This is a genomic window from Streptomyces armeniacus, from assembly GCF_003355155.1.
Taxonomy (GTDB): domain Bacteria; phylum Actinomycetota; class Actinomycetes; order Streptomycetales; family Streptomycetaceae; genus Streptomyces; species Streptomyces armeniacus.
The window spans coordinates 7,913,278-7,933,830 of record NZ_CP031320.1 but is presented as its reverse complement, the minus strand read 5'-3'; the positions used below and the strand labels follow the sequence as shown (position 1 = coordinate 7,933,830).

At 70.9% G+C, this 20,553-nt stretch carries 21 protein-coding genes and 2 pseudogenes; 7 read left to right on the top strand and 16 right to left on the bottom strand.

What is annotated here, in order from left to right:
- The first annotated feature begins 97 nt into the window (after nucleotides 1–97).
- Nucleotides 98–1,042: a methyltransferase domain-containing protein gene (locus tag DVA86_RS34325; protein WP_208884126.1), complete on the top strand. Its 945-nt coding sequence runs from the start codon at nucleotides 98–100 to the stop codon at nucleotides 1,040–1,042.
- Nucleotides 1,043–1,990: 948 nt separating this feature from the next.
- On the opposite strand, the gene DVA86_RS34315 is transcribed toward DVA86_RS34325, so the two are convergent.
- The gene (locus DVA86_RS34315; protein WP_208884124.1) at nucleotides 1,991–3,436 is read right to left on the bottom strand and encodes an ATP-binding protein; all 1,446 of its coding nucleotides are present in this window, start codon (nucleotides 3,434–3,436) and stop codon (nucleotides 1,991–1,993) included.
- Between the two features lie 18 nt (nucleotides 3,437–3,454).
- A complete protein-coding gene (locus DVA86_RS34310; RefSeq protein ID WP_208884122.1) occupies nucleotides 3,455–5,035 on the bottom strand; it encodes an SCO6880 family protein in 1,581 nt (526 codons plus the stop codon).
- A 66-nt stretch (nucleotides 5,036–5,101) separates the two neighbouring features.
- Between DVA86_RS34310 and DVA86_RS34305 the strand changes: the two are divergent.
- Nucleotides 5,102–5,302 (top strand): annotated as a pseudogene (locus tag DVA86_RS34305) (malate synthase A); the annotation flags it as partial.
- A gap of 307 nt (nucleotides 5,303–5,609) precedes the next feature.
- Here DVA86_RS34305 and DVA86_RS34300 read toward each other — a convergent pair.
- The 3 genes from DVA86_RS34300 to DVA86_RS34290 are packed head-to-tail and all read right to left on the bottom strand — an operon-like array spanning nucleotide 5,610 to nucleotide 6,426.
- Nucleotides 5,610–5,945: a hypothetical protein gene (locus tag DVA86_RS34300; protein ID WP_245997481.1), complete on the bottom strand. Its 336-nt coding sequence runs from the start codon at nucleotides 5,943–5,945 to the stop codon at nucleotides 5,610–5,612.
- Nucleotides 5,942–6,202: a DUF7848 domain-containing protein gene (locus tag DVA86_RS34295; RefSeq protein WP_208884121.1), complete on the bottom strand. Its 261-nt coding sequence runs from the start codon at nucleotides 6,200–6,202 to the stop codon at nucleotides 5,942–5,944. The genes DVA86_RS34300 and DVA86_RS34295 overlap by 4 nt, the downstream gene beginning before the upstream one ends.
- Complete coding sequence (locus DVA86_RS34290) at nucleotides 6,199–6,426, bottom strand: hypothetical protein (protein ID WP_208884119.1); 228 nt, start codon at nucleotides 6,424–6,426, stop codon at nucleotides 6,199–6,201. Before DVA86_RS34290 ends, DVA86_RS34295 begins: the two co-directional genes overlap by 4 nt.
- 168 nt (nucleotides 6,427–6,594) lie before the next feature.
- On the opposite strand from DVA86_RS34290, the gene DVA86_RS34285 reads away from it, so the two are divergent.
- Nucleotides 6,595–7,437 carry a helix-turn-helix domain-containing protein gene (locus DVA86_RS34285; protein ID WP_208884117.1) on the top strand — a complete coding sequence of 281 codons (843 nt, stop codon included), beginning with the start codon at nucleotides 6,595–6,597 and terminating at the stop codon, nucleotides 7,435–7,437.
- Complete coding sequence (locus DVA86_RS34280; RefSeq protein ID WP_208884116.1) at nucleotides 7,419–7,628, top strand: DUF397 domain-containing protein; 210 nt, start codon at nucleotides 7,419–7,421, stop codon at nucleotides 7,626–7,628. The genes DVA86_RS34285 and DVA86_RS34280 overlap by 19 nt, the downstream gene beginning before the upstream one ends.
- Before the next feature lie 66 nt (nucleotides 7,629–7,694).
- Here DVA86_RS34280 and DVA86_RS34275 read toward each other — a convergent pair whose 3' ends face one another.
- The 3 genes from DVA86_RS34275 to DVA86_RS36215 form a co-directional block, all read right to left on the bottom strand.
- Nucleotides 7,695–8,348, bottom strand: a complete 654-nt coding sequence (locus DVA86_RS34275) for a class I SAM-dependent methyltransferase (RefSeq protein ID WP_208884114.1) — start codon at nucleotides 8,346–8,348, stop codon at nucleotides 7,695–7,697.
- Nucleotides 8,349–8,510: 162 nt separating this feature from the next.
- Nucleotides 8,511–8,927 (bottom strand): DUF7919 family protein, encoded by a 417-nt coding sequence (locus DVA86_RS34270; RefSeq protein ID WP_245997480.1) that lies wholly within the window; start codon nucleotides 8,925–8,927, stop codon nucleotides 8,511–8,513.
- A gap of 12 nt (nucleotides 8,928–8,939) precedes the next feature.
- Complete coding sequence (locus DVA86_RS36215; protein WP_342776404.1) at nucleotides 8,940–9,269, bottom strand: putative adhesin; 330 nt, start codon at nucleotides 9,267–9,269, stop codon at nucleotides 8,940–8,942.
- 346 nt (nucleotides 9,270–9,615) lie between these two features.
- Between DVA86_RS36215 and DVA86_RS34265 the strand changes: the two genes are divergently transcribed.
- Nucleotides 9,616–12,012 carry a GH92 family glycosyl hydrolase gene (locus DVA86_RS34265; protein WP_208884112.1) on the top strand — a complete coding sequence of 799 codons (2,397 nt, stop codon included), beginning with the start codon at nucleotides 9,616–9,618 and terminating at the stop codon, nucleotides 12,010–12,012.
- A 156-nt stretch (nucleotides 12,013–12,168) separates the two neighbouring features.
- Here DVA86_RS34265 and DVA86_RS34260 read toward each other — a convergent pair whose 3' ends face one another.
- Complete coding sequence (locus tag DVA86_RS34260; RefSeq protein WP_208884110.1) at nucleotides 12,169–12,909, bottom strand: FadR/GntR family transcriptional regulator; 741 nt, start codon at nucleotides 12,907–12,909, stop codon at nucleotides 12,169–12,171.
- Nucleotides 12,910–13,150: 241 nt separating this feature from the next.
- On the opposite strand from DVA86_RS34260, the pseudogene DVA86_RS34255 reads away from it, so the two are divergent.
- Nucleotides 13,151–13,660: pseudogene (locus tag DVA86_RS34255) on the top strand (L-lactate permease); the annotation flags it as partial.
- A 289-nt stretch (nucleotides 13,661–13,949) separates the two neighbouring features.
- Here DVA86_RS34255 and DVA86_RS34250 read toward each other — a convergent pair.
- From DVA86_RS34250 to DVA86_RS34225, 6 genes are all read right to left on the bottom strand, one after another.
- Complete coding sequence (locus DVA86_RS34250; protein WP_208884109.1) at nucleotides 13,950–14,708, bottom strand: thaumatin family protein; 759 nt, start codon at nucleotides 14,706–14,708, stop codon at nucleotides 13,950–13,952.
- A 79-nt stretch (nucleotides 14,709–14,787) separates the two neighbouring features.
- Nucleotides 14,788–16,308 (bottom strand): Nramp family divalent metal transporter, encoded by a 1,521-nt coding sequence (locus tag DVA86_RS34245; RefSeq protein WP_245997479.1) that lies wholly within the window; start codon nucleotides 16,306–16,308, stop codon nucleotides 14,788–14,790.
- Between the two features lie 91 nt (nucleotides 16,309–16,399).
- Complete coding sequence (locus tag DVA86_RS34240) at nucleotides 16,400–17,353, bottom strand: phosphoglycerate dehydrogenase (protein ID WP_208884107.1); 954 nt, start codon at nucleotides 17,351–17,353, stop codon at nucleotides 16,400–16,402.
- Nucleotides 17,353–18,156, bottom strand: a complete 804-nt coding sequence (locus DVA86_RS34235; RefSeq protein WP_208884105.1) for an HpcH/HpaI aldolase family protein — start codon at nucleotides 18,154–18,156, stop codon at nucleotides 17,353–17,355. Before DVA86_RS34235 ends, DVA86_RS34240 begins: the two co-directional genes overlap by 1 nt.
- 160 nt (nucleotides 18,157–18,316) lie before the next feature.
- Nucleotides 18,317–18,469: a hypothetical protein gene (locus tag DVA86_RS34230; protein ID WP_208884104.1), complete on the bottom strand. Its 153-nt coding sequence runs from the start codon at nucleotides 18,467–18,469 to the stop codon at nucleotides 18,317–18,319.
- Between the two features lie 348 nt (nucleotides 18,470–18,817).
- On the bottom strand, nucleotides 18,818–19,264 hold the full coding sequence (locus tag DVA86_RS34225; RefSeq protein ID WP_208884102.1) for an anthrone oxygenase family protein: 447 nt from the start codon (nucleotides 19,262–19,264) through the stop codon (nucleotides 18,818–18,820).
- A gap of 95 nt (nucleotides 19,265–19,359) precedes the next feature.
- Here DVA86_RS34225 and DVA86_RS34220 point away from each other — a divergent pair, with 95 nt between their 5' ends.
- Nucleotides 19,360–19,935 (top strand): TetR/AcrR family transcriptional regulator, encoded by a 576-nt coding sequence (locus DVA86_RS34220; protein WP_208884101.1) that lies wholly within the window; start codon nucleotides 19,360–19,362, stop codon nucleotides 19,933–19,935.
- Between the two features lie 51 nt (nucleotides 19,936–19,986).
- On the opposite strand, the gene DVA86_RS34215 is transcribed toward DVA86_RS34220, so the two are convergent.
- On the bottom strand, nucleotides 19,987–20,442 hold the full coding sequence (locus DVA86_RS34215) for a MarR family winged helix-turn-helix transcriptional regulator (protein ID WP_208884100.1): 456 nt from the start codon (nucleotides 20,440–20,442) through the stop codon (nucleotides 19,987–19,989).
- Between the last annotated feature and the right edge of the window lie 111 nt (nucleotides 20,443–20,553).

The window sequence follows — 20,553 nt, the reverse complement described above, 5'->3', positions numbered from 1 at the left end:
GACCGGATCTAGCGGGGAGCGCCGGGCGCGTACGGCGGGCTCGTACGTCGCGAGGTGCCCCCTCGCGCCCGCCGTACCGGCGCAGGACAGTGGAGGCATGGGTGCCGCGGCAGAGTTCGCACGGGAGATCGCGGCGGGCGGCGCGCTCGCCGACCCCGCCTGGCGCAGGGCGTTCGAGGAGGTCCCCCGGGAGCTGTTCGTGCCGTACTACTACGCCGTCGAGCCCGACAGCGGCGCCCAGGAGCGGCGCTGGCGGGACGACCCCGACCCGGAGGGGCGCGAGCGCTGGCTGCGCGGCGTGTACGCGGACGTGCCGCTGGCCACCCGCATCCGCGACGGCGAGCTGATCTCCTCCAGCAGCCAGCCGTCGCTGATGGCGCGCATGCTGGCGGCGCTGGAGGTGCGGGACGGCATGCGGGTGCTGGAGATCGGTACGGGCCCCGGCTTCAACGCCGCGCTGCTCTGCCACCGGCTCGGCGACCGCAACGTCACCACCGTCGATCTCGACCGCGGGATCACGGACGCCGCCCGCAACCACCTCGCCGCCGCCGGCTACCGCCCCGCCGTCGTCACCGGAGACGGGGCGCGCGGCTGCCCCGCGCACGCTCCGTACGACCGGATCATCGCCACCTGCGCGCTGCCCGCCGTCCCCCTGCCCTGGCTCGCCCAGTGCGCACCCGGCGCGCTGGTGCTGGCGCCGCTCGCGACCGGGCTGATCGCGCTCCGGGTGCTCGACGCCGAGCACGCCTCGGGCCGCTTCCTCGACACCCCCGCGTACTTCGTGCCGCTGCGCGGCGCCGGCCCCGCGTACGGGCCCGCCGACTGTACGGCCGGGCTGCCCGCGGAGGCCGAACGAAGCGACTCATTCCGCTTCCTGCTCGCGCTCACGAGGGGGCGGGTGCCGGCACGCGCGGCGTACGAGATCTGGACCGGCGAGGGCCGCCCGGAACGCGAGCGGTACGGCCTGACGGTGCGCGGCGGCGAGCAGTGGGCCTGGCTGGACACCCCGTACGAGTCGTACGCCTGGCCGCTGGGCACGTGACCGCGCCGGCCCGCGGCACGGCCGGCACCTGTCCCTTATACACCTCTCCGAGCCCACGCGACGGCTCGTGGGCGCGGAGATGTGGATACGAGACAGGCGCGGGGGACGGCGCGGGGGCGGCCGCCTCCGGTACGGGTTCCGGTACGGGTTTCGCCACGGGTCCCGGTGCCGCGCCGTACGTGGGGGCGTACGCGGGGTCGTGCGGCGTGCCGTCCCCCGCGGGGCCAGCGTCCGCGTACGCGCCGCCCGTTGGGCCCGGTACGGGCCGTGGCGGCCCGCCCGCGCCGGGACCGCCCTGCTGCTCGTACGCGTGCCCCGCAGGCGGGCCCGCCTCGCCGTACGGGTCGCGCGGGCGGCCGTACGGCGCCGCCCCCGGGCCCGCGGCCGCCTCCGGTGCGCGCCGCTCATCCCACGCGGCCGACGCAGCCGACGCGTCCCGCGCGTCCTCCGCCTCCTCCGCGTCCCGCTCGGCCGCCATCCGCGCCGCGCGGCGTACCGCGCGCCAGCGCGTCACCGTGCCCAGCACGAACACCGTGAGCACCATCAGCACCATCAGCTGGCTGATGAAGATGCCCCAGAACAGCCCGTACCCGGACAGCTGCTCGGTCGGTGTCTCCGGCCAGGCGGCGGCCATGTCGTGCGGTTCGTGGAGGAGTTCGCGTACGGCCGTGGGCGTACGCGTGAATCTGACGCCGTCCGGCCAGGAGCCGTGCGCGAACAGTCCGGAGAGGCCCGTCGCCGTCCAGATGAGCGCGGCCATGCCCAGCAGGAACGCCAGCCCGCCGATCAGCAGCCCGTCGGGTACGCCGCGGTCGCCGCCCGTACGAACAGGCCACGCACGGGTGTCCCGCTCGCGCCCGTACCGCCCGTCCCGTCCGTCCCGCCCGTACCGCCCGCGTCCTCCGCCGGAGCCTCCGGGCCTGCCCCGCTGCTCGTACGGCGGCACGGTCAGGCCACCGTGGACGCGGAGGAGCCGTCAGGTTCCCCGTGTGGTCCCGACACGTGCTCCATGGCCATGGCGCGCGCCTCCGTTTCCGCCTCCAGTTCCGCGTCGAGCGAGGGTGCTTCCGGCTGCCTTGCGGGGGCCGCCTCGGTCATCGCGCGGTCGGTGAAGACGAGCGGCCGTTCGGCCTCGGTGATGAGGTGCTTGACGACCTGCACGTTGCCGTTCACGTCCCACACCGCTATGCCCGGCGAGAGAGTCGGGATGATCTCGACGGCCCAGCGCGGCAGGCCCAGCACCTTGCCGGTGGCTCTCGCCTCGTCGGCTTTCTGGGCGTAGATGGTTCTGGTCGAGGCCATCTTGAGGATCGCGGCGGCCTCGCGCGCCGCCGCGCCGTCGACCACGTCCGACAGGTGGTGGACCACCGCCACGAACGAAAGGCCCAGCCGCCGCCCGAACTTCAGCAGCCGCTGGAACAGCTGCGCGACGAACGGGCTGTTGATGATGTGCCACGCCTCCTCCACCAGGAAGATGCGCTTCCGGCGGTCGGGGCGGATCCAGGTGTGCTCCAGCCAGACGCCCACGATGGCCATCAGGATGGGCATCGCGATCGAGTTCCGGTCGATGTGCGAGAGGTCGAAGACGATCAGCGGCGCGTCCAGGTCGATGCCTACGGTCGTCGGCCCGTCGAACATGCCGCGCAGGTCACCGTCGACCAGCCGGTCCAGCACCAGGGCGACGTCGAGGCCCCAGGCGCGTACGTCCTCCAGCGCGACGTTCATGGCCTGCGCCGACTCCGGTTCCGGATGGCGGAGTTGCTCGACGATGTCGGTGAGGACGGGCTGCCGGTCGGCGATGGTGGCGTTGACGTACGCGTGGGCCACCTTCAGCGCGAAACCGGAACGCTCGTCCAGGCCGTGCCCCATCGCCACTTCGATGATCGTGCGGAGCAGCGCGAGCTGGCCGGTGGTGGTGATCGCCGGGTCCAGCGGGTTGAGACGTATGCCCTGGTCGAGGGCGGCGGTGGGGTCGAGCCGGATGGGCGTGATGCCCATCTCCTCGGCGATCAGGTTCCATTCGCCGACGCCGTCCTCGCCCTGCGCGTCCAGCACCACGACCTGCCGGTCGCGGAACCGGAGCTGCCGCAGCACGTACGTCTTCTCCAGCGCCGACTTGCCGTTGCCGGACTCGCCGAGCACCAGCCAGTGGGGGGCGGGGAGTTGCTGGCCGTAGAGCTGGAAGGGGTCGTAGATGTAGCCCTTGCCGCTGTAGACCTCGCGGCCGATGATCACGCCGGAGTCGCCGAGGCCGGGGGCCGCCGTCGGCAGATACACCGCCTGGGCCTGGCCCGTGGAGGTGCGTACCGGCAGGCGTGTCGTCTCCGTCTTGCCGAAGAGGAAGCTGGTGAACGCGTCGGTGACCGCGGTCAGTGGATCTCGTGCGCCTGACATGCCCGTCCTCCTCCTCTCTCAGCGCCGGATGCCGGTGGCGAACGGCAGGGTGTTCACGAACGCCCGGTGGTGCTCGCGGTCGCACCACTCCAGTTTCAGATACGACTTGCCCGCGGACGCGCGGATCGTCCGCTTGTCCCTGGCCAACGCCTCCGGGCTGCGCGAGGACACCGTGATGTAACCCACCAGGTTGACCCCGGCCGCCCCGCTCGCCAGGTCCTCGCCGCGCTGGTCGACGCGGCCGTGCGCGGCGATGTCGCGGGGGTCGACCGTACGGTTCATCTTGGCCTGACGGCTCGCTTCCGCCTCGTCGTTGGTCTTCTCGGTCAGCATCCGCTCGATGGCCAGCTCCGTCGGCTCCAGGTCCATCACCACGGCGACCGTGCGGATCACGTCGGGGGTGTGGACGAGCAGCGGGGCGAGGAAGTTCACGCCCACCGGGGTCATCGGCCACTCCTTGACCCACGCCGTCGAGTGGCACCAGGGGGCGCGGGTCACCGACTCCCTGGTCTTCGCCTTCAGATAGGTCGGTTCCAGCGCGTCCAGCTCCGCCGGCCAGGCGTTCCGCTTCGTCATCGCCTGGATGTGGTCGATGGGGTGGTCCGGGTCGTACATGGAGTGGATGAGCGACCCCATGCGCGCCTGTCCCAGCGGCTGGCGTACCCGGATGTCGGCCTCCGCCAAACGTGCGCAGATGTCGGTGAGTTCGCGGGCCATGATGACCGCCAGGCCCTCGTCCTTGGTCATCTTGCGGGCGCGGCCGCCCCGCATCCCCGGCACGCCGCCCGCGGAAGCGCGCGCCGCCTTGGCGACGGCCGCGCCCTCGGCGGCGAGCTCGCGGCCGTAGTGCATGCAGGCCACGAGGTACGCGCGGTGCTGCTCGCTGGACGTGGAGACCATCGACTGCAGCTGCTCGTACGACTCCTGCAGCCACGGCGCCGCCCGGTCGTCGCCGCGCTGCGCGATGTCCTTCGCGTGCGCGTCGGGGTCGGCGGGCAGCGTACGGGCGAGGATCTGCAGCCGGGTGACGAAGCCGTCGCCGTTCGCGACGTGCTTGAGCAGCGTGCCGAACCGGTCGACCAGCGCCTCCTGGTCCTCGCTGTCGCGCAGCCCGACGCCGGGGCCCTCGATCTCGATGGCCGCGGTGACCGTACGGCGGTCCGCGTGCAGCAGGACGGCGATCTCGTCCGGGCCGAACGGCGCCGACAGCCAGTTGATACGGCCGACGCCGGGCGGCGGCCCGACCTCCACCTCGCGGCCGTCCAGCCGGGTGCCCGCCTCCTGCACACCGGAGCGGTACGCCTCGCCGCGCCGCACCATGCGCCGGTAACTGCGGTCGATCTCGAACCACTTGTAGAGCGTCCGCCCGCGGTACGGCACGTACACCGCCGCCAGCGCGAGCATCGGGAAGCCGACCAGGGCGGGGATGCGTACCGACAGCACAGGGATCAGCAGGCCGCTCATCATGCCGAAGAAGGCGCCGGTGATGATCAACGCGATCTCGCCGGTCTCCCGGTTCTTTCCGACGATGGCGTTCGGCCGCGCGCGGCCGATCATGTACGTGCGGCGCGGCGCGACGCTGTGGGAAGGGGTCGTCACCCGCGATCACCTCCGGAGGTGCGGTTGCTGCGGTGGGTGTGCGGCGTACGGGAAGCGGAACTGTCCCCGGCCTTGCGCGGCATGGGGGCCGTCGCCATCTTAGGGCTGATGGGGGACGCGGCCACGGCGGGGATCTCGCGCGCGCAGATCTGGCAGTGGGTGAACGCGGGCGTCGTCCTGGACACCGGCGAGACGGTCACACCCGAGCTCGTACGGAAGGTCGCCGCCGAGGATCTCGCCGCGATCCGCGCCGAGCTGGGCGACGAGGCTCCGCGTGAGTTGCCGTGATCACGTGTCGACGAGCATCACACACGAACCTCTCGTCGGAAGCGTCAGAGTGGTATAGGGAGAAGGGTCCCACCTGTGGTTACCCCCACCCCCGCCGACGCCGCCGTCACCCTGGGCCCGCCAGCCTCGCCAGGGCCAGGGGCTCTGCCACTTCCGAGGACGCCGCGGCCTGGCACCGGCAAGCGGATCCGGCGGCGGTGTTCGGCTCCGAGGCATCGATCACGGGGGCGAACTCTCCTCGGTCAGGGCGAACTTGGGCTTCGCCGAGACCGTGTGCATTGACCTGTCACAGGTAGAGCTGGCGTGTGCAGTCCCCGCAGAACGTCTTGCCGTTGCGCTTCTCCAGCCACCGATGTTCACACGTCGTGGCCCCGGTGGTCCCGGCCCGTTCCTGCGATGTCACGCGCACTATGCGGTCCAGTTCCGCGATGCACGGGCCGCACGCGTACACGTCGCCCGTTGTGCCCGGCGTACGTACGGAGCCGACCCACAGCACGCGTACGCCTTCGCGCCGGCAGTAGAGCCAACACGCCCCTGTCACCCACACGTTGCCGTCGCCGGTCTGCGCGACGGGGGGCCACGTCACGTGCCACGCGCGCTCGACCGCCAGGGCGGGGTTCACGGCACGCCCCCGTCCGCCGGTACCGGTCCACCCCGCCGCACCAACACGTAGTCTGAGAAGATCCGCAGATAGCGGCGGTGGCCGGTGTCGTCGGCGTGCCTGCGCATCCACCTTTCGACCGGGCCCGCGTCCCGGTGCGGCCCGGAGTTCTCGCAGCACGCGATCTCGCCCGAGGCGCACTCCGCCTCGTACGTGGGCTCCACCACCTCGTTCCCCACGACCGCGTACGGCACGGGGCGGAACGCGCCCGGGGTCACCGCGCCGCTCCCCTCTCGATGGCCGCCGCCAGGTCACGCGCCACAACCGGAGCGCAGTCACCGAGGCTCACGAGCGCGTACCCCGCGCCGTCCGTACGCGTCGCAGGGCGCACGTCCATCGACGGCAGCTGAATACCCGCCCGCCGCAACGCCGCACGCAACACCTCCCGCGCCTCCTCCGCCTCCCGCGTCTTCCCGACTGTCGTTTGTCGCTGCGTCGTCATGGTTCGCTCCATTCCCGCCAACTCCTCCGCTGGGTGCGGCGCTTGGATTACTCTGTGTACCCAAGGGGCTACAAGCATGGACCCCGAACAGGGCACGAGAACCGCCACGAGCTGGTACTTCGCCGACCACTCGCCGGTACTTCCACACCTTCCACGGAGGAGCGCGCCATGCCGCCGAGACGGGTGGTCACGGGTCGGAGCCAGGAACCGCGCCAGCGGTTTGTCGAGGAGCTGCGCATACTCCGAGCGGCGCGCGGCGACAGCCTGCGCAAGCTCGGCGAAGTGCTCGGCTGGGACTGGTCCCTGTTCGGGAAGATGGAGAGCGGCGAGACGCTGGGCGGCCCCGAGGTCGTAGAAGCGCTCGACCAGCATTACGGGACCGGGAACCTTCTGCTCACGCTGTGGGAACTCGCGCTCGGCGACCCCACGCAGTTCCGCGAGAAGTACCGCCGCTACATGATCCTTGCGGCGGAGGCCGTCAGCCTGTGGAAGTACTCCGTGAGTGCCGTCCCGGGCCTGTTGCAGACGGAGGAGTACGCCCGGACCCTGCTCGCCGTAGGCGGCCTCAACGGCGACGAACTGACCCGGCAGGTCGAAGCGCGCATCGGCCGCAGCGAGTTACTGGACGGCAACGCTGCGCCTCGTTTCCGCGCCATCCTGTCCGAGTCCGTCCTACGCACCGAGCTGGAAGATCCGCAGGCATGGCGCATACAGCTTGAGCACCTGCTGGAGATCAGCGAGCGGAAGAACGTCACGATTCATGTGGTCGAGAACTCCGCCGGGCTCCACGCTCTGACCAACACCGACATCATGTTTCTGCGGACACCGGACGGCCGCACGGTGGCGTGGGTGGAGACCGGCTACTCGGGGGAGCTCGTCGAAGAGACCGCCGCCGTCGAGCAGTTGCAGCTCAGCTACGATTCAGTCCGCGACCTGGCACTCACCCCGGCGGCGTCGCGGACGTTCATCTCGCGGACTTTGGAGGAAGCGCAGTGCGATCCATCGACCTGAGCACCGTCACGTGGCGCAAGTCCTCGTACAGCAACCAGGACGGCGGCGACTGCGTCGAGGTTGCGGACGACTTCCCCGCCGTCGTTCCCGTACGGGACAGCAAGGACCCGGCGGGCCCCGCGCTCATATTCGGGACGGCCGCCTGGTCGTCGTTCGTCAGCGCCGTCAGGGGCGGGGAGTTCAGCGCCTGAGCACGTGACAGCACACCCCGAACAACCGGCGCCCGCCCATCCCTTGGCGGGCGCCTGCCGCGTACATCAAGTCTCTTCGGGCTTGCGGGCAAGGAGGCAGGCGTGCGGTCTGTTCACCCGTCCACCCGGCTCCTGCTCCAGCCTCGCGGTGACGACGAGTCCCGCCTGCTCCAGCAGGCCGACCATGCGGTCCAGAGGCAGGAGATACGACTCGTAGGACACCGGACGGCCATAGCCCCGGGCCGGCTTCAGCCGCTCGTCGCCGACGTAGTCTCCCCAGAGCAGGTGGCCGCCGGGCGCGAGTGTGCGATGGAACTCGGCGAACACCGCCGGTAGCCACCGCGGAGGCGTGTGATGGGTGGAGTACCAGGCCAGGATGCCGCCGAGTCCGTCGTCCCTCGTCTCCGGCGCGGTCATCGAGCCCGCGGTGAACCGCAGGTTCGGATAGGCGTGGCGGGCCAGCCCGATCATCTTCGGTGACAGGTCGACGCCGAAGGCGGGCACCCCCAGCGCGGCCAGGTGCGCCGTCAAACGGCCGGGGCCGCAGCCCAGGTCCGCGACCGGCCCCAGGCCGGCCGTCCGCACGAGTTCGGCGAACGCCGCCAGCATTGCGCGTGACAGCGGGTCCATCTCGGCGGGAGGCGGGACGCGTTCGACGTAATCGGCAGCGACCGTGTCGTACGACTCGCGGACAGCTGTCAGAAAAGAGGGCTCAGCCATGCGGGCGACCGTAGACCGGAGCACTGACAAGCCGTGCCACGACCGTGAGTTGACCTGTGGCCCAACAGGTCGTCGGTCTGGCGCCAGACAGCGCCGTCCGGGGTGGTCACACGGATACGGCCCGCACCATCGACGCGCCGGAACCGTCACCCGGTCCAACCATCAGACTCCGGGCGCGATACGGCGGGCAGTTACCGCTTCGACGAACTCGTCCGGTGGCAGGTACGAATGCTCCGTGACGTAATGGTGCACCAGATCCGGGGCGATCAGCCATGTACCGTCGGCCGAGACAACCCTTACCTCGGCCCCACCGAGAGAAACCACATCGTCTTCCACCTGAATAGTGACTGGATACTCCACGCCCGCACCTTGATGCGCAAGCTCGCAGCGATGCCAACCTCTTGTCCTCATTTGGGCGTAATCTCTGCAAATCAGACCGAGAGATTCGATGAAGCCGCCGTCGACCTCACCAAGAGAAAATTGCGACCCCTGCTCTAGCCAACCTACGCAAACCGCCCTGACACCTTGAGGGACTGACTCAGAAAAGTACTCATACGGCGCCATCTCTTCATACTTCACCAGCACCGACTCCTATTCTCTCATCACGGACCTGCAAGCCGCCCAGTGCACTGGCCCCATATTCGGTTGCATAAGGTGCGATAGAGGTGTCTCCCCAACAACTGTCACATTCCTTGGAACACCCTCAATTTTCAACCCACTTGGCGGGAACAATGAGTAGTTGGGAAGTTTTTCACCAGGGCCGTAGACTTCCACAGGAACGGGCGCTCTTGTTTCGATCTGGTTTCCGAGTGCATCGGTAATTGGCTCTCCATGCCTACTGTACATGGAGATACTTGTACCTTCAGGCACGATCACCGGATTTCCATCACCAGCCCGTATACCGCCGTGACCGCTGAACACCAGTTGATCGTCCGGGCGGCCCAGTGAACGTACATCCTGAACACTGCCATTTCCATCAGTTACGAAATCGGGTGCTGCACGTGTTCCACCCGATGTCAAACACGGCGCCAGCCCCAGCGGGTCGATCCACGCGTGCGGATTCCGGACGTACGTGGCCGGGTTGGGGGACGGGGTCAGGCCTGTCCCTTATACCAACCTGACGCTGCCGTCGAACCCTGACGAGTAGATTTCGGCGTTCGCGGCTACATTAACAGAGAAAATCTCAGCGGTGAGACGTCAAAAGCATCTGTGTGCAAGGGACAGCTAGCGCGTGAGCGTACACCTAGGCCGGCGTCGGCGGGGTCCGATGGGTATAGGGGCCAATCGCGGGGGCCGGGGCGTCGGCAGAGACACCCCACGCCTCGCCGCCCTCGCCGCGGCCGCCCTGTGCGCGGGCCTGCTCGGCGCGCCCCAGGCCGCCTCCGCCGACGCCCCGGCCCCCGCGAAGGACGGGCAACTCACCGACCTGGTCAATCCGTTCATCGGCACGCAGAACGAGGGCAACACCTTCCCCGGCGCCGCCGTCCCCTTCGGCATGGTGCAGCTCTCCCCCGACACCGGCCACAACACCGGCTACAACTGGGACCAGAACACCATCCGCGGCTTCTCCTCCGTCCACCTCTCCGGCGTCGGCTGCGCCCTCGGCGGCGACCTGCCGGTGATGCCCACCACCGGCGACATCACCAGCACCGACAACGAGAAGTACGCCGCCACCTTCAGCCACGACAACGAGAGCGCGTCCCCCGGCTCGTACAAGGTCGCGTTCGACGACTACGGCGGCACCACCGCCGAGTTGACCGCCACCCAGCGCACCGGCCACCAGCGCTACACCTTCCCGGAGACCGGCAAGGCCAACGTCCTCCTCAACTCCGGCCAGGCCCTGCACAAGGTGACGGAGTCCGAGGTACGCGTCCTGGACGACCGTACGATCGCCACCGCCATCACCGGACGCGGCTTCTGCCAGGACACGGAGAAGGAGTACACGGTCCACACCCTCACCCGCTTCGACCGGCCCTTCGACGGGCACGGCACGTGGAGCGGCGACGAGGTGACCGACGGCGGCGACACCTCGTCCGGGGCCGGCAGGCGCGGCGCGTACGCCCGCTTCGACACCCGCGACGGCGACCGCGACGTGGAGGCCGTGACCTCGCTGTCGTACGTGGACGCGAAGGGCGCCGCACGCAACATGGCGGCGGAGGGCACCCGTTCGTTCGACGCCACCCGGGACGCGGCGCGTGCCGAGTGGGAGCGGCGGCTCGGGCAGGTACGGGCGGAGGGCGGCAGCGAGGAGCGCCGCCGGGTCTTCTACTCCTCCCTCTACCGCGCCCTGCTGCACCCCAACACCGGCGAGGACGTGGACGGCCGCTACACCGGCTGGGACCAGAAGATCCACCGGTCGGAGGGGTTCACGTACTACCAGAACTGGTCGCTGTGGGACACGTACCGCACCCAGGCGCAGCTTCTCGCGCTGCTCGCGCCGGACGAGTCCCGTGACATGGCGCTGTCCCTGCTCCGCGTCGACGAGGAGGGCGGCTGGCTGCCCAAGTGGGGCTACGGCACCGTCGAGACGAACATCATGACCGGCGACCCGGTGACCCCCTTCCTCACCAACGCCTACCGGCAGGGCCTGCTGAAGGGCCACGAGGAGGACGCGTACCGGGTGCTGAAGAAGAACGCGGACGGGGTGCCGCCCGCGGACTCCCCGTACGTCGGCCGGATGGGCAACGCGGAGTATCTGAAGGACGGTTACGTGCCGTTCCTGCCGGACCGCGAGAAGGAGAAGCCCGGCGACTCCGATTTCCACCACGGCGCCTCCGCGACCCTCGAGTACGCACTCGCCGACGCCGCGCTCGCCGAGATGGCGCGCGACCTGGGGCACGAGGAGGACGCGGCGCGGTACGCCGAACGCTCCCGCAACTACCGCACCGTATTCGACGAGAGCACCGGCTTCTTCCGGCCGCGGGACGGCGAGGGCGCGTTCACCGGGCCCGAGGACCCGGCCCGCAGCGAGGGCTTCCACGAGGGCACGGCCTGGCAGTACATGTGGCTGACGCCGCAGGACCAGCCGGGGATGATGTCGCTCGTCGGCGGGCGCGAGGCCACGGGCAAGCGGCTGGACTCGTTCTTCGCGTACGAGCAGCTGCTGGCCGACCCGGAGAAGACGGCACGCGAGGTGTGGGTCAACGGGCCGTATGACTACTACAACGCGGACAAGTACAACCCGCAGAACGAGCCCGACCTCATCGCCCCGTACACGTACCTGTCGACGGGGGAGCCGTGGAAGACGACGGACGTCGTGCACGCCGCGCTCACCCTCTTCACCGACGGGCCCGACGGCGTGACCGGCAACGACGACCTCGGCACCATGTCGTCGTGGATGGTGCTCACCGGCATGGGCATCTTCCCGGTCTTCCCCGGGACCGACACCTGGGGGCTGTCCACGCCGGCCTTCGACAAGGTGACGCTGACGCTGGACCGCAAGTGGTACCCGCGCGGCGGGTTCACGGTGGACGCGGACGGCGCGGGTGAGGGGAAGCGGTACATCCGCTCCGCCTCGCTCGGCGGCGACGACCTGCCGCGGACGTGGATCACGACGGACGACATCCGGCGCGGCGACCTGTCGTTCGAGACGGGCACGGAGCCGTCGGACTGGGGCACGGGAGAGGACGCCGCACCACCGTCGACGCCGCTGCGGGGGCGCTGAGCCTGACTGCGGTCGAACGGCTCTGCGGCTGAACGGCCTTGCGGGGGCGGGTGCGTACGTGATGTGCGCACCCGCCCCCGTACGCGCGCCTGGTGCGGGTCGGCGGGTCGGCGGGTCGGCAGGTTGATGGGGAGGCGGGGGTTCGCGCCGAGCGGGTCAGCCGCGGAGGTGGCCGATGTGCTGGTGGAAGCCGCGGATGTGGGCCTCGACGAGGTCGCCCGCCCGCTCGGTGTCGCGCAGGGCGATCGCGTCGTAGACGGCGTGGTGCTCGGCGCGCAGCCGGGCCGAGACCGCCTCCCAGTCGTCGAGCTTGTGGAACGCGGTGAGCAGCGCGGTGCGTACGGCGCTGCGGACGGCGACGGTCATGTCGGCCATCAGCCGGTTGCCCCCGGCCTCCGCGATGGCGACGTGGAACGCGGTGTCGCAGTCGTTGAACTCCTCGCGGGACAGGCCGGTGTCGTCCATGCGCCGCAGTGGCTCGTCCATGCGCGCCAGGTCGTCGTCGGTGGCGCGTTCGGCGGCGAGCCGGGCGCTGGAGCGCTCCAGGGTGGCGCGGGCCTCGACGACGTCGGGGAGCGGGAAGTTGGCCAGCGCCATGTGCAGCCGCAGGAACTGCGTGAGGCCCTCACTGGGCATCGCGGAGATCACGCTGCCGGAGGCCGGTCCGGTGCCGACACGGGACCGCAGGACGCCCTGCGCCTCCAGCACGCGCAGCGCCTCCCGTACGGCGGCGCGGCTGACGCCGAGCAGCTCGACGAGCTCGCGTTCCGGGGGCAGCCGGTCGCCGACGCGGAGGTTTCCGGCCAGGATCTGCTCCTCGATCCTGGCCAGGACGAGTTCGAAGGTGCGGGAGCGCGGGACCGGCTCCCAGGCCGCCGTGGTGGTCGGTTCAGCCATCGCTCGCTCGCCCCTTCCCCCTCTGTCTGCCGCATCGCTGCGGACGGGGGTGTTCTCCCCCGGGTTGCCGCCTGCCACGATCCTAGCTTGAGGTACCCAGGCAATGGTCTGACCAAGCACATTTTACTTTCGCTGGTCTGGACACGCTTTCGGCCCGTGTTTAGCGTGTGCCCTCAACCAAGGAATGGTCTGACCAAAGACGCATTGTGAGGGTTGCATGTACGAACCCGATCTCACACCCGTCGCGGCCGCCTACCGGGTGTCCCCGGCCGCCGCCGCCCGCGAGTTCGCCGCCACCCTCGGCAAGCTGCGCTGGGCGCTGCTGACCGTCGCCGCCGTGCTCGCCCTCGCGTACGTGATGAACCTGTCCGGGCAGACGCTCACCATCGGGCAGTGGATCGCCGGTACGGGCGCGGCGTTCGCGTTCCTGTCCCCCGTACTCGGCTGGCTGGGCACCGCCGTGACCGGCTCCGACACCTCCGCCAACGCCCTCTTCGCCACGCTGCAGCAGGCCGCCGCCGAGAAGGCGGACCTCGACTCGACGCTGCTCGTCGCCGCCAACACCTCCGGCGGCGTCGTGGGCAAGATGATCAGTCCGCAGAACCTCACGATCGCCGCCACGGCGGTCGGCATGGTGGGCCGCGAGGCGGAGCTGTTCCGTGGCGCCATCAAGTGGAGCCTGCTCCTGCTGCTATGCATGTGCGTGCTGGTCTACCTGCAGTCCGGCGTCCTGGACTGGATGCTCCCGTGACCCCGCCGCCCCCGAACGGCCCCGACCCACCGCCCACGGCGCGTGCCCCGAGCGCCCGGCGCGCGCGACGCCGCGCGGCGCCGACCCCGGCAACCGCGCGGCGAGCCGCCGCCCGCCGGCCGACCGCTGGGGGGCGCGCGCCGGCGCCGCGCGCCACATGGCTCGGTGTGCGGCGTACGGAGTGGATAAGAGGCGGGGGACGGTGGGGACGTACGGGTGTGGGGCGGCGCGTACGGCGTACGGCTCGGGGTCAGCGGCTCGGGTGGGTCAGCGGCTCGGGGTCAGTGGCTCAGTGGAAAGTGACCGTGAAGCCCGAGCACTTGGTGCAGTTCCGTACGACGTCGTTGCCCGGCACCTCGTCGTTGCGGGACCACGAGTACGCCTTGGGGCAGAGCTCGGACATCGTCCGGCTGTACTCGGTGTCGGGCGAGTCCGGGTCCGGGTTGTCGCAGTACAGCGGCTCGCCCGTGTCCGGGTCCGTGACCAGGTTGTCGGCGGGGCAGGAGGGCAGCAGGTCGTCGGGGCAGCCCGCGGTGGAGCACTCGCCGGTCTCGGGTATCGGGTCGACGTCGGCGTCGACGGTGACGGGCACGGAGACCCCGTCGACGTAGCTGGTGTTGTACCAGAGCCCGAGCGGGTCGTTCCGGTCGAAGTGGAACTCGGCGTAGCTCGCGGGCTGCGGCGTGTAGACGTCGCAGCGGTCCGAGTGCGGGCCGCAGTCGCCGACCTTGCAGTGGAAGCTGTCGCCGTCCTCGCCGCCGCACTTCTGCCGGGGGACGAACTTCCCGTACCACTTGCCCTCGGCGTTCTCCGGAATCGGAACGGTCGCCTGCTGGCCGTCGTCGAGCACGGGCAGCCCGGTGAGGTTCTCCGAGCCGGGCTCGGCGACGCTGCCGATCCAGAGGCGTTCGCCGGTGTGGTTGACGAGGGTGACGGTGTAGCCCTCGGCGGCCTGCGGGGTGCCTGCACCGGCGCTGGCGGCTCCGCACCACGCCAACATGACCATGACAAAGGCCAGAACGGCCGTCCTGGTACGGGTCGTTCGCACGGGATCTCCTCTGCCGGCAGCGGGTCGCGGTCTGCACGCGCAACAGCACCGGACATCGTTGTCGGCGCCGCCCCCGCTGTCAACGACACCGCCCGGCCGTCGTAGCGCCCCAACTGCCGCCGCCGCCCCCGCAGTTGCGGGAGCGGCGGCGCGCTGCGGCGGGGTCGGAGCAGGTCAGTCCGCCGAGGGCACCAGCTCCAGCGTCTCCAGCACCCCGTACACGCCGAGGAACAGGATCGCCGCGCTGCTGACCCACCAGCGCCGCCGTCAGCCACGGATTGGCGCGGAACCGCTCCGGGATGCCCGTACTCCGCAGCCGCCACACCGCGACGACCACCGCGAGGAGGAAGACGCCGCCGCCCACGCCGCCGATCTGCACCATGAGCACGGGGGACTGCACGAACAGGAAGAAGCACACCCACAGCAGGGGCAGCGTGCAGGTGAGGATGCGGATGGTGCGGCGGCGGACGGTGACGTCCCGCCAGTCGATCACCCCGAGGATGCCGAGGGTGTTGGCCCACAGCCGCGGCACGCTCGCGGTCGAGCCGATCAGCGTGGAGAACAGCACGGCGATGGCGCCGACGAGGAACGCGTACTCGGCCCACGGGCCCATCGTGTCGGTGTAGATGCGGGACAGCGTGGTGATCATCGAGTTGCCCTCGGGGACCAGGCCCTGCGGGTTCAGCACGGCCGCGCCGATCACGTAGAACGACAGCGTGCACAGGGTGCAGACGACCCAGCCAGCGAAGATGTCGAGACGCATCACCTTCAGCCAGCCCTCGGCCCGCCGCGCGCGGGCCTCGGTGCCGTCGTCGGGGCCGGTCCAGCGGGCGTAGCCCTTCTCGATGCACCAGTACGTGTACGTGGTCATCTCGTCGGCCCCGATGCCCGTGATGCCGAACATCGCGAGCGCGACCCCCATGGTCCCGGCCGGCACGGTGAACGCCAGCCCGTCGCCCAACTCGCCCGCACCGTAGCCGAAGTCCGTGAACGGGAGGCCGAAGGCCAGGCCGACCGTGGCGAGGGTGAAGACGATGACGGACAGCATGCAGACGCGCTCGATCACGCCGTACCGGCCGGAGTAGAGCAGCGCGACGGCGAGGAGCGTGACCACGACTGCCCACAGGTTCAGCGACGAGGCGCTGAGCGCGTCGCCGGTGATCGGCCAGAGGATCGAGCAGGCGGCCGCCGTACCGCCGATGATGCCGCCGCGCTGGAACATCTTCGCGAAGTCCATGCCGATCCACAGCCAGTTGATCCAGCTCGCGCGGCCGATGCGGGGGCCGACCTCGCGGTAGCCCTCCAGCGCGGGGCGCCCGTTGAGCACCGTCCAGCGGGCGAGCTCCATCTGCACCCAGACCTTGACGCCGGTGGAGACGAGCACGAGCCAGAGCAGGGCGAAGCCCGCCTTGGCGCCGAGGGAGGTGGTGACGATGAGTTCGCCGGAGCCGACGACGGCGGCCGAGAGGACGAAGCCGGGGCCGAGATGGCGCAGCCGCCCGGGCAGCGTGTCCGGGGCCTCCCGTACGTCGTCGGGGTGCAGGGCGTACGGGTCGGCCTGCGCGGGCGCGGGTGCCGCGGCGGGTGTCGCTGTGGACATGGCGGGTCCTTGGGTTGCGTCCGGCGCCGTCGCCGGAACGGGGAAGCGGGAGCGGGGGGGACGGTGGTGCGGCGGGGCGTGGGGAGTGGCCTCAGCCGGTCTGGTGGAGCGGCTCGCGGCCGGCGAGGACGCGGGTGACGTCCTCGGCGACCATGAGGCCCATCGCGCGGTTCGCCTCCGGGGTGCAGGCGGCGATGTGCGACGTGAGGAGCGCGCGGGGAGCGGTGCGCAGGGGGTGTGCGGCGGGCAGCGGTTCGGTGGAGAAGGCGTCCAGGGCGGCGGCGCCCAGGTGGCCCGCGTGCAGGAGTTCGGCCAGCGCCGTCTCGTCGACGAGGCCGCCGCGGGCCGCGTTGACGAGCATTGCGTACGGGCGCATCGACGCCAGCCGGGCGCGGTCCAGCAGCGGGCGCCCGTACGGGTCGGCCGGCAGGTGCAGCGTCACCACGTCGGAGCGGGTGAGCAGCCCGTCCAGGGTGAGCGGTTCGGCGCCGGCGGCGGTGATGTCGTGGTCCGGTACGTGCGGGTCGTGTACGAGCGGCCGCATGCCGAAGGCCAGTCCGTACCCGGTCACCAGGCGGCCGATGCGGCCGAAGCCGACGACTCCCAGCGTCCTGCCGTGCAGTTCGGGCCCGAACGGCTTCGGCCAGCCGCCCTCCGCGACCGCCGTGTGGGAGCCGGTCAGCTGCCGCGCGGCGTCCAGGATCAGGCCGAACGTGAACTCGGCCACCGCCCGCGAGTTGCTCCCCGGCGCGTACACGACGGGGATGCCGCGTGCGCGGGCGGCGGCCGTGTCGATCGTGTCGACGCCGACGCCGTGCTTCGCGATGACCCTCAACCGCGGTGCGGCCTCGACGATTTCGGCGGTGATCTGCTCCATGCCGACGATCAGCGCGTCCGCGCCGCCGACGCGGCGGAGGAGTTCGCCGTACGGGAGGGCGCCGTCCTCGCGGGCGCGCTCCGGCCCGGCGCCCGCCCGTACGAGTACGTCCCACGGGTCGCGCGAGTGGCGGGCGAACGTGGGGCTGGTGATCAGCGTCGTCGCCATCAGGCGTCCGCTTCCCGCGCTGGCTGCTCCCGCGCCGCCTGTTCCCGCGCTGCCCGCAGGTGCCCGGCGGCGGCCTGCTGGAGGTGGACCACGTCGCACGCGACGCTGGCGAACGTGAAGCCCTCGGCGAGCCGCCGTGCGGCGCTCGCGCCGTCGGGGGTGTGGATCCCCGCCGCGATGCCGGCGTCCGCGGCGGCCGTACGGATACGGGTGAGCGCCGCCTCGAACGCCTCCGCCACGGCCGGGTCGGTGGACGTGCCGCCGCCGATGGCCAGCCGCAGGTCGGAGGGGCCGACGTAGATGCCGTCCAGGCCGGGGGCCGCGCAGATCTCCTCGACGTTCGCGAGCCCGTCGGCGGTCTCGATCATCGCGAGGACGGCGGTCTGCTCGTGCGTGTCGGCGGGGTCGGGCCCGATGCGGAGCTGGGCCCGCATCGGGCCGTACGAGCGGCGGCCGTGCGGCGGGTAGCGCACGGCGGCGACGGCGTCGGCGGCGTCCCGCGCGGTGTCGACGAGGGGCACGATGACGGCGGTGGCGCCCGCGTCGAGGGCGCGGCCGATGTACGTCAGGTCGTTGGCCTCGACGCGGACCACGCCGACGGCCGTGCTGCCCTTGGTGTCGGTGGCCAGCAGATTGCCCAGCATGCCCTGGTAGCCGAACAGGCCGTGCTGGGCGTCGAAGGCGAGGTAGTCGTAGCCGACACCGGCCAGACGCTCGGCGGCGACCGGCGAGTCGAGCAGCGACCAGTAGCCGATCAGCCGCTGGCGGGCACGGAGCGCGGCGGTGAACTCTGCGGGTGTCATCGGGGCCTCTCTGCGGGCGTCGTACGGGCGGGTGCGGGCGTACGGGGCGGTGCGGGCGCGGCCTGGTGGCGTCGCCGGACGCGGTGGACCCCCGCCCCGCCACCGCAGCCGGACGACGCTGTTCAGCCGCCCGGCCGTTCCCCCTCACCGGCAGAGATCACTACACGCGTCGTGCTTCGTCCAGTGCGCGGTACAGGTCCGCCGCACGCGCTTCCTCACCGAAGTCCTTGAGCGTCCCGGCGAACTTGAAGCCGATGTTGTCAGCCCGTGGATCGTCGACGCAGTTCTGCACCCACGACAGCGTGAACTGCACGGCCCCGCCTCCCTCGCGGCGAGCACATCGCGCAGGTTCATGCCCTCCCCGTCGATGACGCATCGGACGCCCTGGCAGGTATCGGCCAGCAGCTCGGCCAGGCAGACCGAGTACGCCAGGCACTTGACCGCCCGCAGCGACGGCTCCTCGTCGGGATCCTCCGCCATCGATTCGAGAACGCCCTGGATGTACCAGACGCTCTCGTCGGTGCCGTCGAGTTGAGCGCCCTGCTCCCGCGCCCAGTCCAGGAACCGGTGTGCTTCAGCCAGGAGTTGATTGCTCATGGGCGCACCATGACGGCGGACACCAGGCCTCGCGGCCCCGGCGGACAGCGCTGGCCGCCGCGCACTAGGCGAGGGCCACGGCGTAGAGGGCGAAGGCCAGGACGATGACGGCCACCCGGACGTAGTGGTACCGGTCCCAGCGGTGCGCCTGCTCCTTCCAGTCGGCGGGGGCGCTGTCAGGGGTCCATGTGATGGCCCGGGAGTTGATCGGCACCAGCAGTGCGAGCGACATCGCCACGCTCACCAGGAGCAGCGCCGTGCCCGCGGCCGCCGGTGACGCGCCCGCGCCGCCCCATGCCATCGCGGTCCACGCCCCGCCCAGGACGACCGAACAGATGTACCAGACCGGCATGACCCGGCCGAGAACGCGGCCGCCGTCGCTGCGCGCCGCGAGTGTGGCGTCGTCCGGGAGGCGGTCCAGGATCGGATTGACGAAGACCGCCACCGCGAACTCCACGCCCACCATCAGCCCGACCACGACGACGGTGACAACGCCCAGTGAGTCCTGCATGTCCCCTCCAGAGAGTCAGATCTAGCAGCGCTAGATTCTGATTCGATGCTAGGCGTGTCACTGCCATAATGTCTAGCACTGCTAGCATCGGGGTCATGTCGGTACGTGAACGCAAGGAACGCGAGCGGGCCAGCCGCCACAGGCTGATCGTCGCCACGGCCCGCGAGCTCGCGGAGGCCCGCGGCTGGGACGCCGTGACCACGCGCCGGCTCGCCGAACAGATCGAGTACAGCCAGCCCGTGCTCTACAGCCACTTCCGCGGCAAGAAGGAGATCGTCGGGGCGGTAGCACTGGAGGGATTCGCCGAACTGGCCGAAGCACTGCGCGCCGCCGCGCCGGACGGAGCCACCGGGCGGCAGGCGGTGACGGCGGTCGCCCGCGCCTACACCGACTTCGCCGCGCGCAACCCGGCCCTGTACGACGCGATGTTCAGCCTCGACAACGGCCTCCTCTTCGCCGACGAGGACACACCCGCACCGATGCGCGCCGCCTTCGATGCCATCGACCGCCCGCTCGCCGGCCACGCGCAAGGCGGCGCATCGGGGCTGGTCACCGAAGTGTTCTGGGCCACGCTGCACGGGCTGGTCACCCTCACCCGCGGCGGCCGCCTCCCCGCCGCTCACGCCGCCGACCGCCTCACGCTGCTGGTCGACCGCTTCGTGCCGCGTTAGCTTCACCCGGGCCGGTCGGCCGACCCCGACCCCGTGGCCGCCCTGGCCGGGCTAGCCGCCCAGACGGCTGCCGACCCGGCCCAGGGCCTCGGCGATCACGGCCAGCTCGTCGCGGTCGAGGACGTCGATGAGCGACTCCCGTACGGCCGCCACGTGGCCGGGCGCCGCCTCCTCCAGCACTTGCCGTCCCTCGGGGGTGAGGACCGCCAGCACGCCGCGTACGTCGGTCGGGCACGAGCGGCGGCGTACGAGGCCGCGCTTCTCCAACTGGCCCACCTGGTACGTCAGCCCGCTCTTCGAGGTGATCAGCCGCTCCGCCAGCTCCGTCATACGGATCTCGCCGTCGGGCGCGGCGGAGAGCCACACGAGGATCTCGTACTGCGGGTGCGACAGCCCCGCGTCCTCCTTGAGCTGGTGTTCCAGATGGCGGGCGACCCGGTTGCTCGCCTGCAGAAAGCCCGTCCAGGCCGCCATCTCACGTTCGTCCAGCCACCTGGTCTCCGTCATACGGCCATCCTACGCGGTTGTTCAAATTCGAACCAGCCGCTACGCTCGGCCGAGATAGTTCGAATTTGAACGATGCGTGTGCGGGCCAACGATCTGCGTTCGATCCGCGTG

Excerpts from the sequence above, each read along its gene's own strand:
- DVA86_RS34235 (WP_208884105.1), bottom strand. The coding sequence starts at position 18,156 with ATGACACCCGCAGAGTTCACCGCCGCGCTCCGTGCCCGCCAGCGGCTG.
- DVA86_RS34260 (WP_208884110.1), bottom strand. The coding sequence starts at position 12,909 with ATGGCTGAACCGACCACCACGGCGGCCTGGGAGCCGGTCCCGCGCTCC.
- DVA86_RS34290 (WP_208884119.1), bottom strand. The coding sequence starts at position 6,426 with ATGACGACGCAGCGACAAACGACAGTCGGGAAGACGCGGGAGGCGGAG.
- DVA86_RS34220 (WP_208884101.1), top strand. The coding sequence starts at position 19,360 with ATGTCGGTACGTGAACGCAAGGAACGCGAGCGGGCCAGCCGCCACAGG.
- DVA86_RS34215 (WP_208884100.1), bottom strand. The coding sequence starts at position 20,442 with ATGACGGAGACCAGGTGGCTGGACGAACGTGAGATGGCGGCCTGGACG.
- DVA86_RS34325 (WP_208884126.1), top strand. The coding sequence starts at position 98 with ATGGGTGCCGCGGCAGAGTTCGCACGGGAGATCGCGGCGGGCGGCGCG.
- DVA86_RS34240 (WP_208884107.1), bottom strand. The coding sequence starts at position 17,353 with ATGGCGACGACGCTGATCACCAGCCCCACGTTCGCCCGCCACTCGCGC.
- DVA86_RS34275 (WP_208884114.1), bottom strand. The coding sequence starts at position 8,348 with ATGGCTGAGCCCTCTTTTCTGACAGCTGTCCGCGAGTCGTACGACACG.
- DVA86_RS34315 (WP_208884124.1), bottom strand. The coding sequence starts at position 3,436 with ATGTCAGGCGCACGAGATCCACTGACCGCGGTCACCGACGCGTTCACC.
- DVA86_RS34225 (WP_208884102.1), bottom strand. The coding sequence starts at position 19,264 with ATGCAGGACTCACTGGGCGTTGTCACCGTCGTCGTGGTCGGGCTGATG.
- DVA86_RS34285 (WP_208884117.1), top strand. The coding sequence starts at position 6,595 with ATGCCGCCGAGACGGGTGGTCACGGGTCGGAGCCAGGAACCGCGCCAG.
- DVA86_RS34245 (WP_245997479.1), bottom strand. The coding sequence starts at position 16,308 with ATGTCCACAGCGACACCCGCCGCGGCACCCGCGCCCGCGCAGGCCGAC.
- DVA86_RS34265 (WP_208884112.1), top strand. The coding sequence starts at position 9,616 with ATGGGTATAGGGGCCAATCGCGGGGGCCGGGGCGTCGGCAGAGACACC.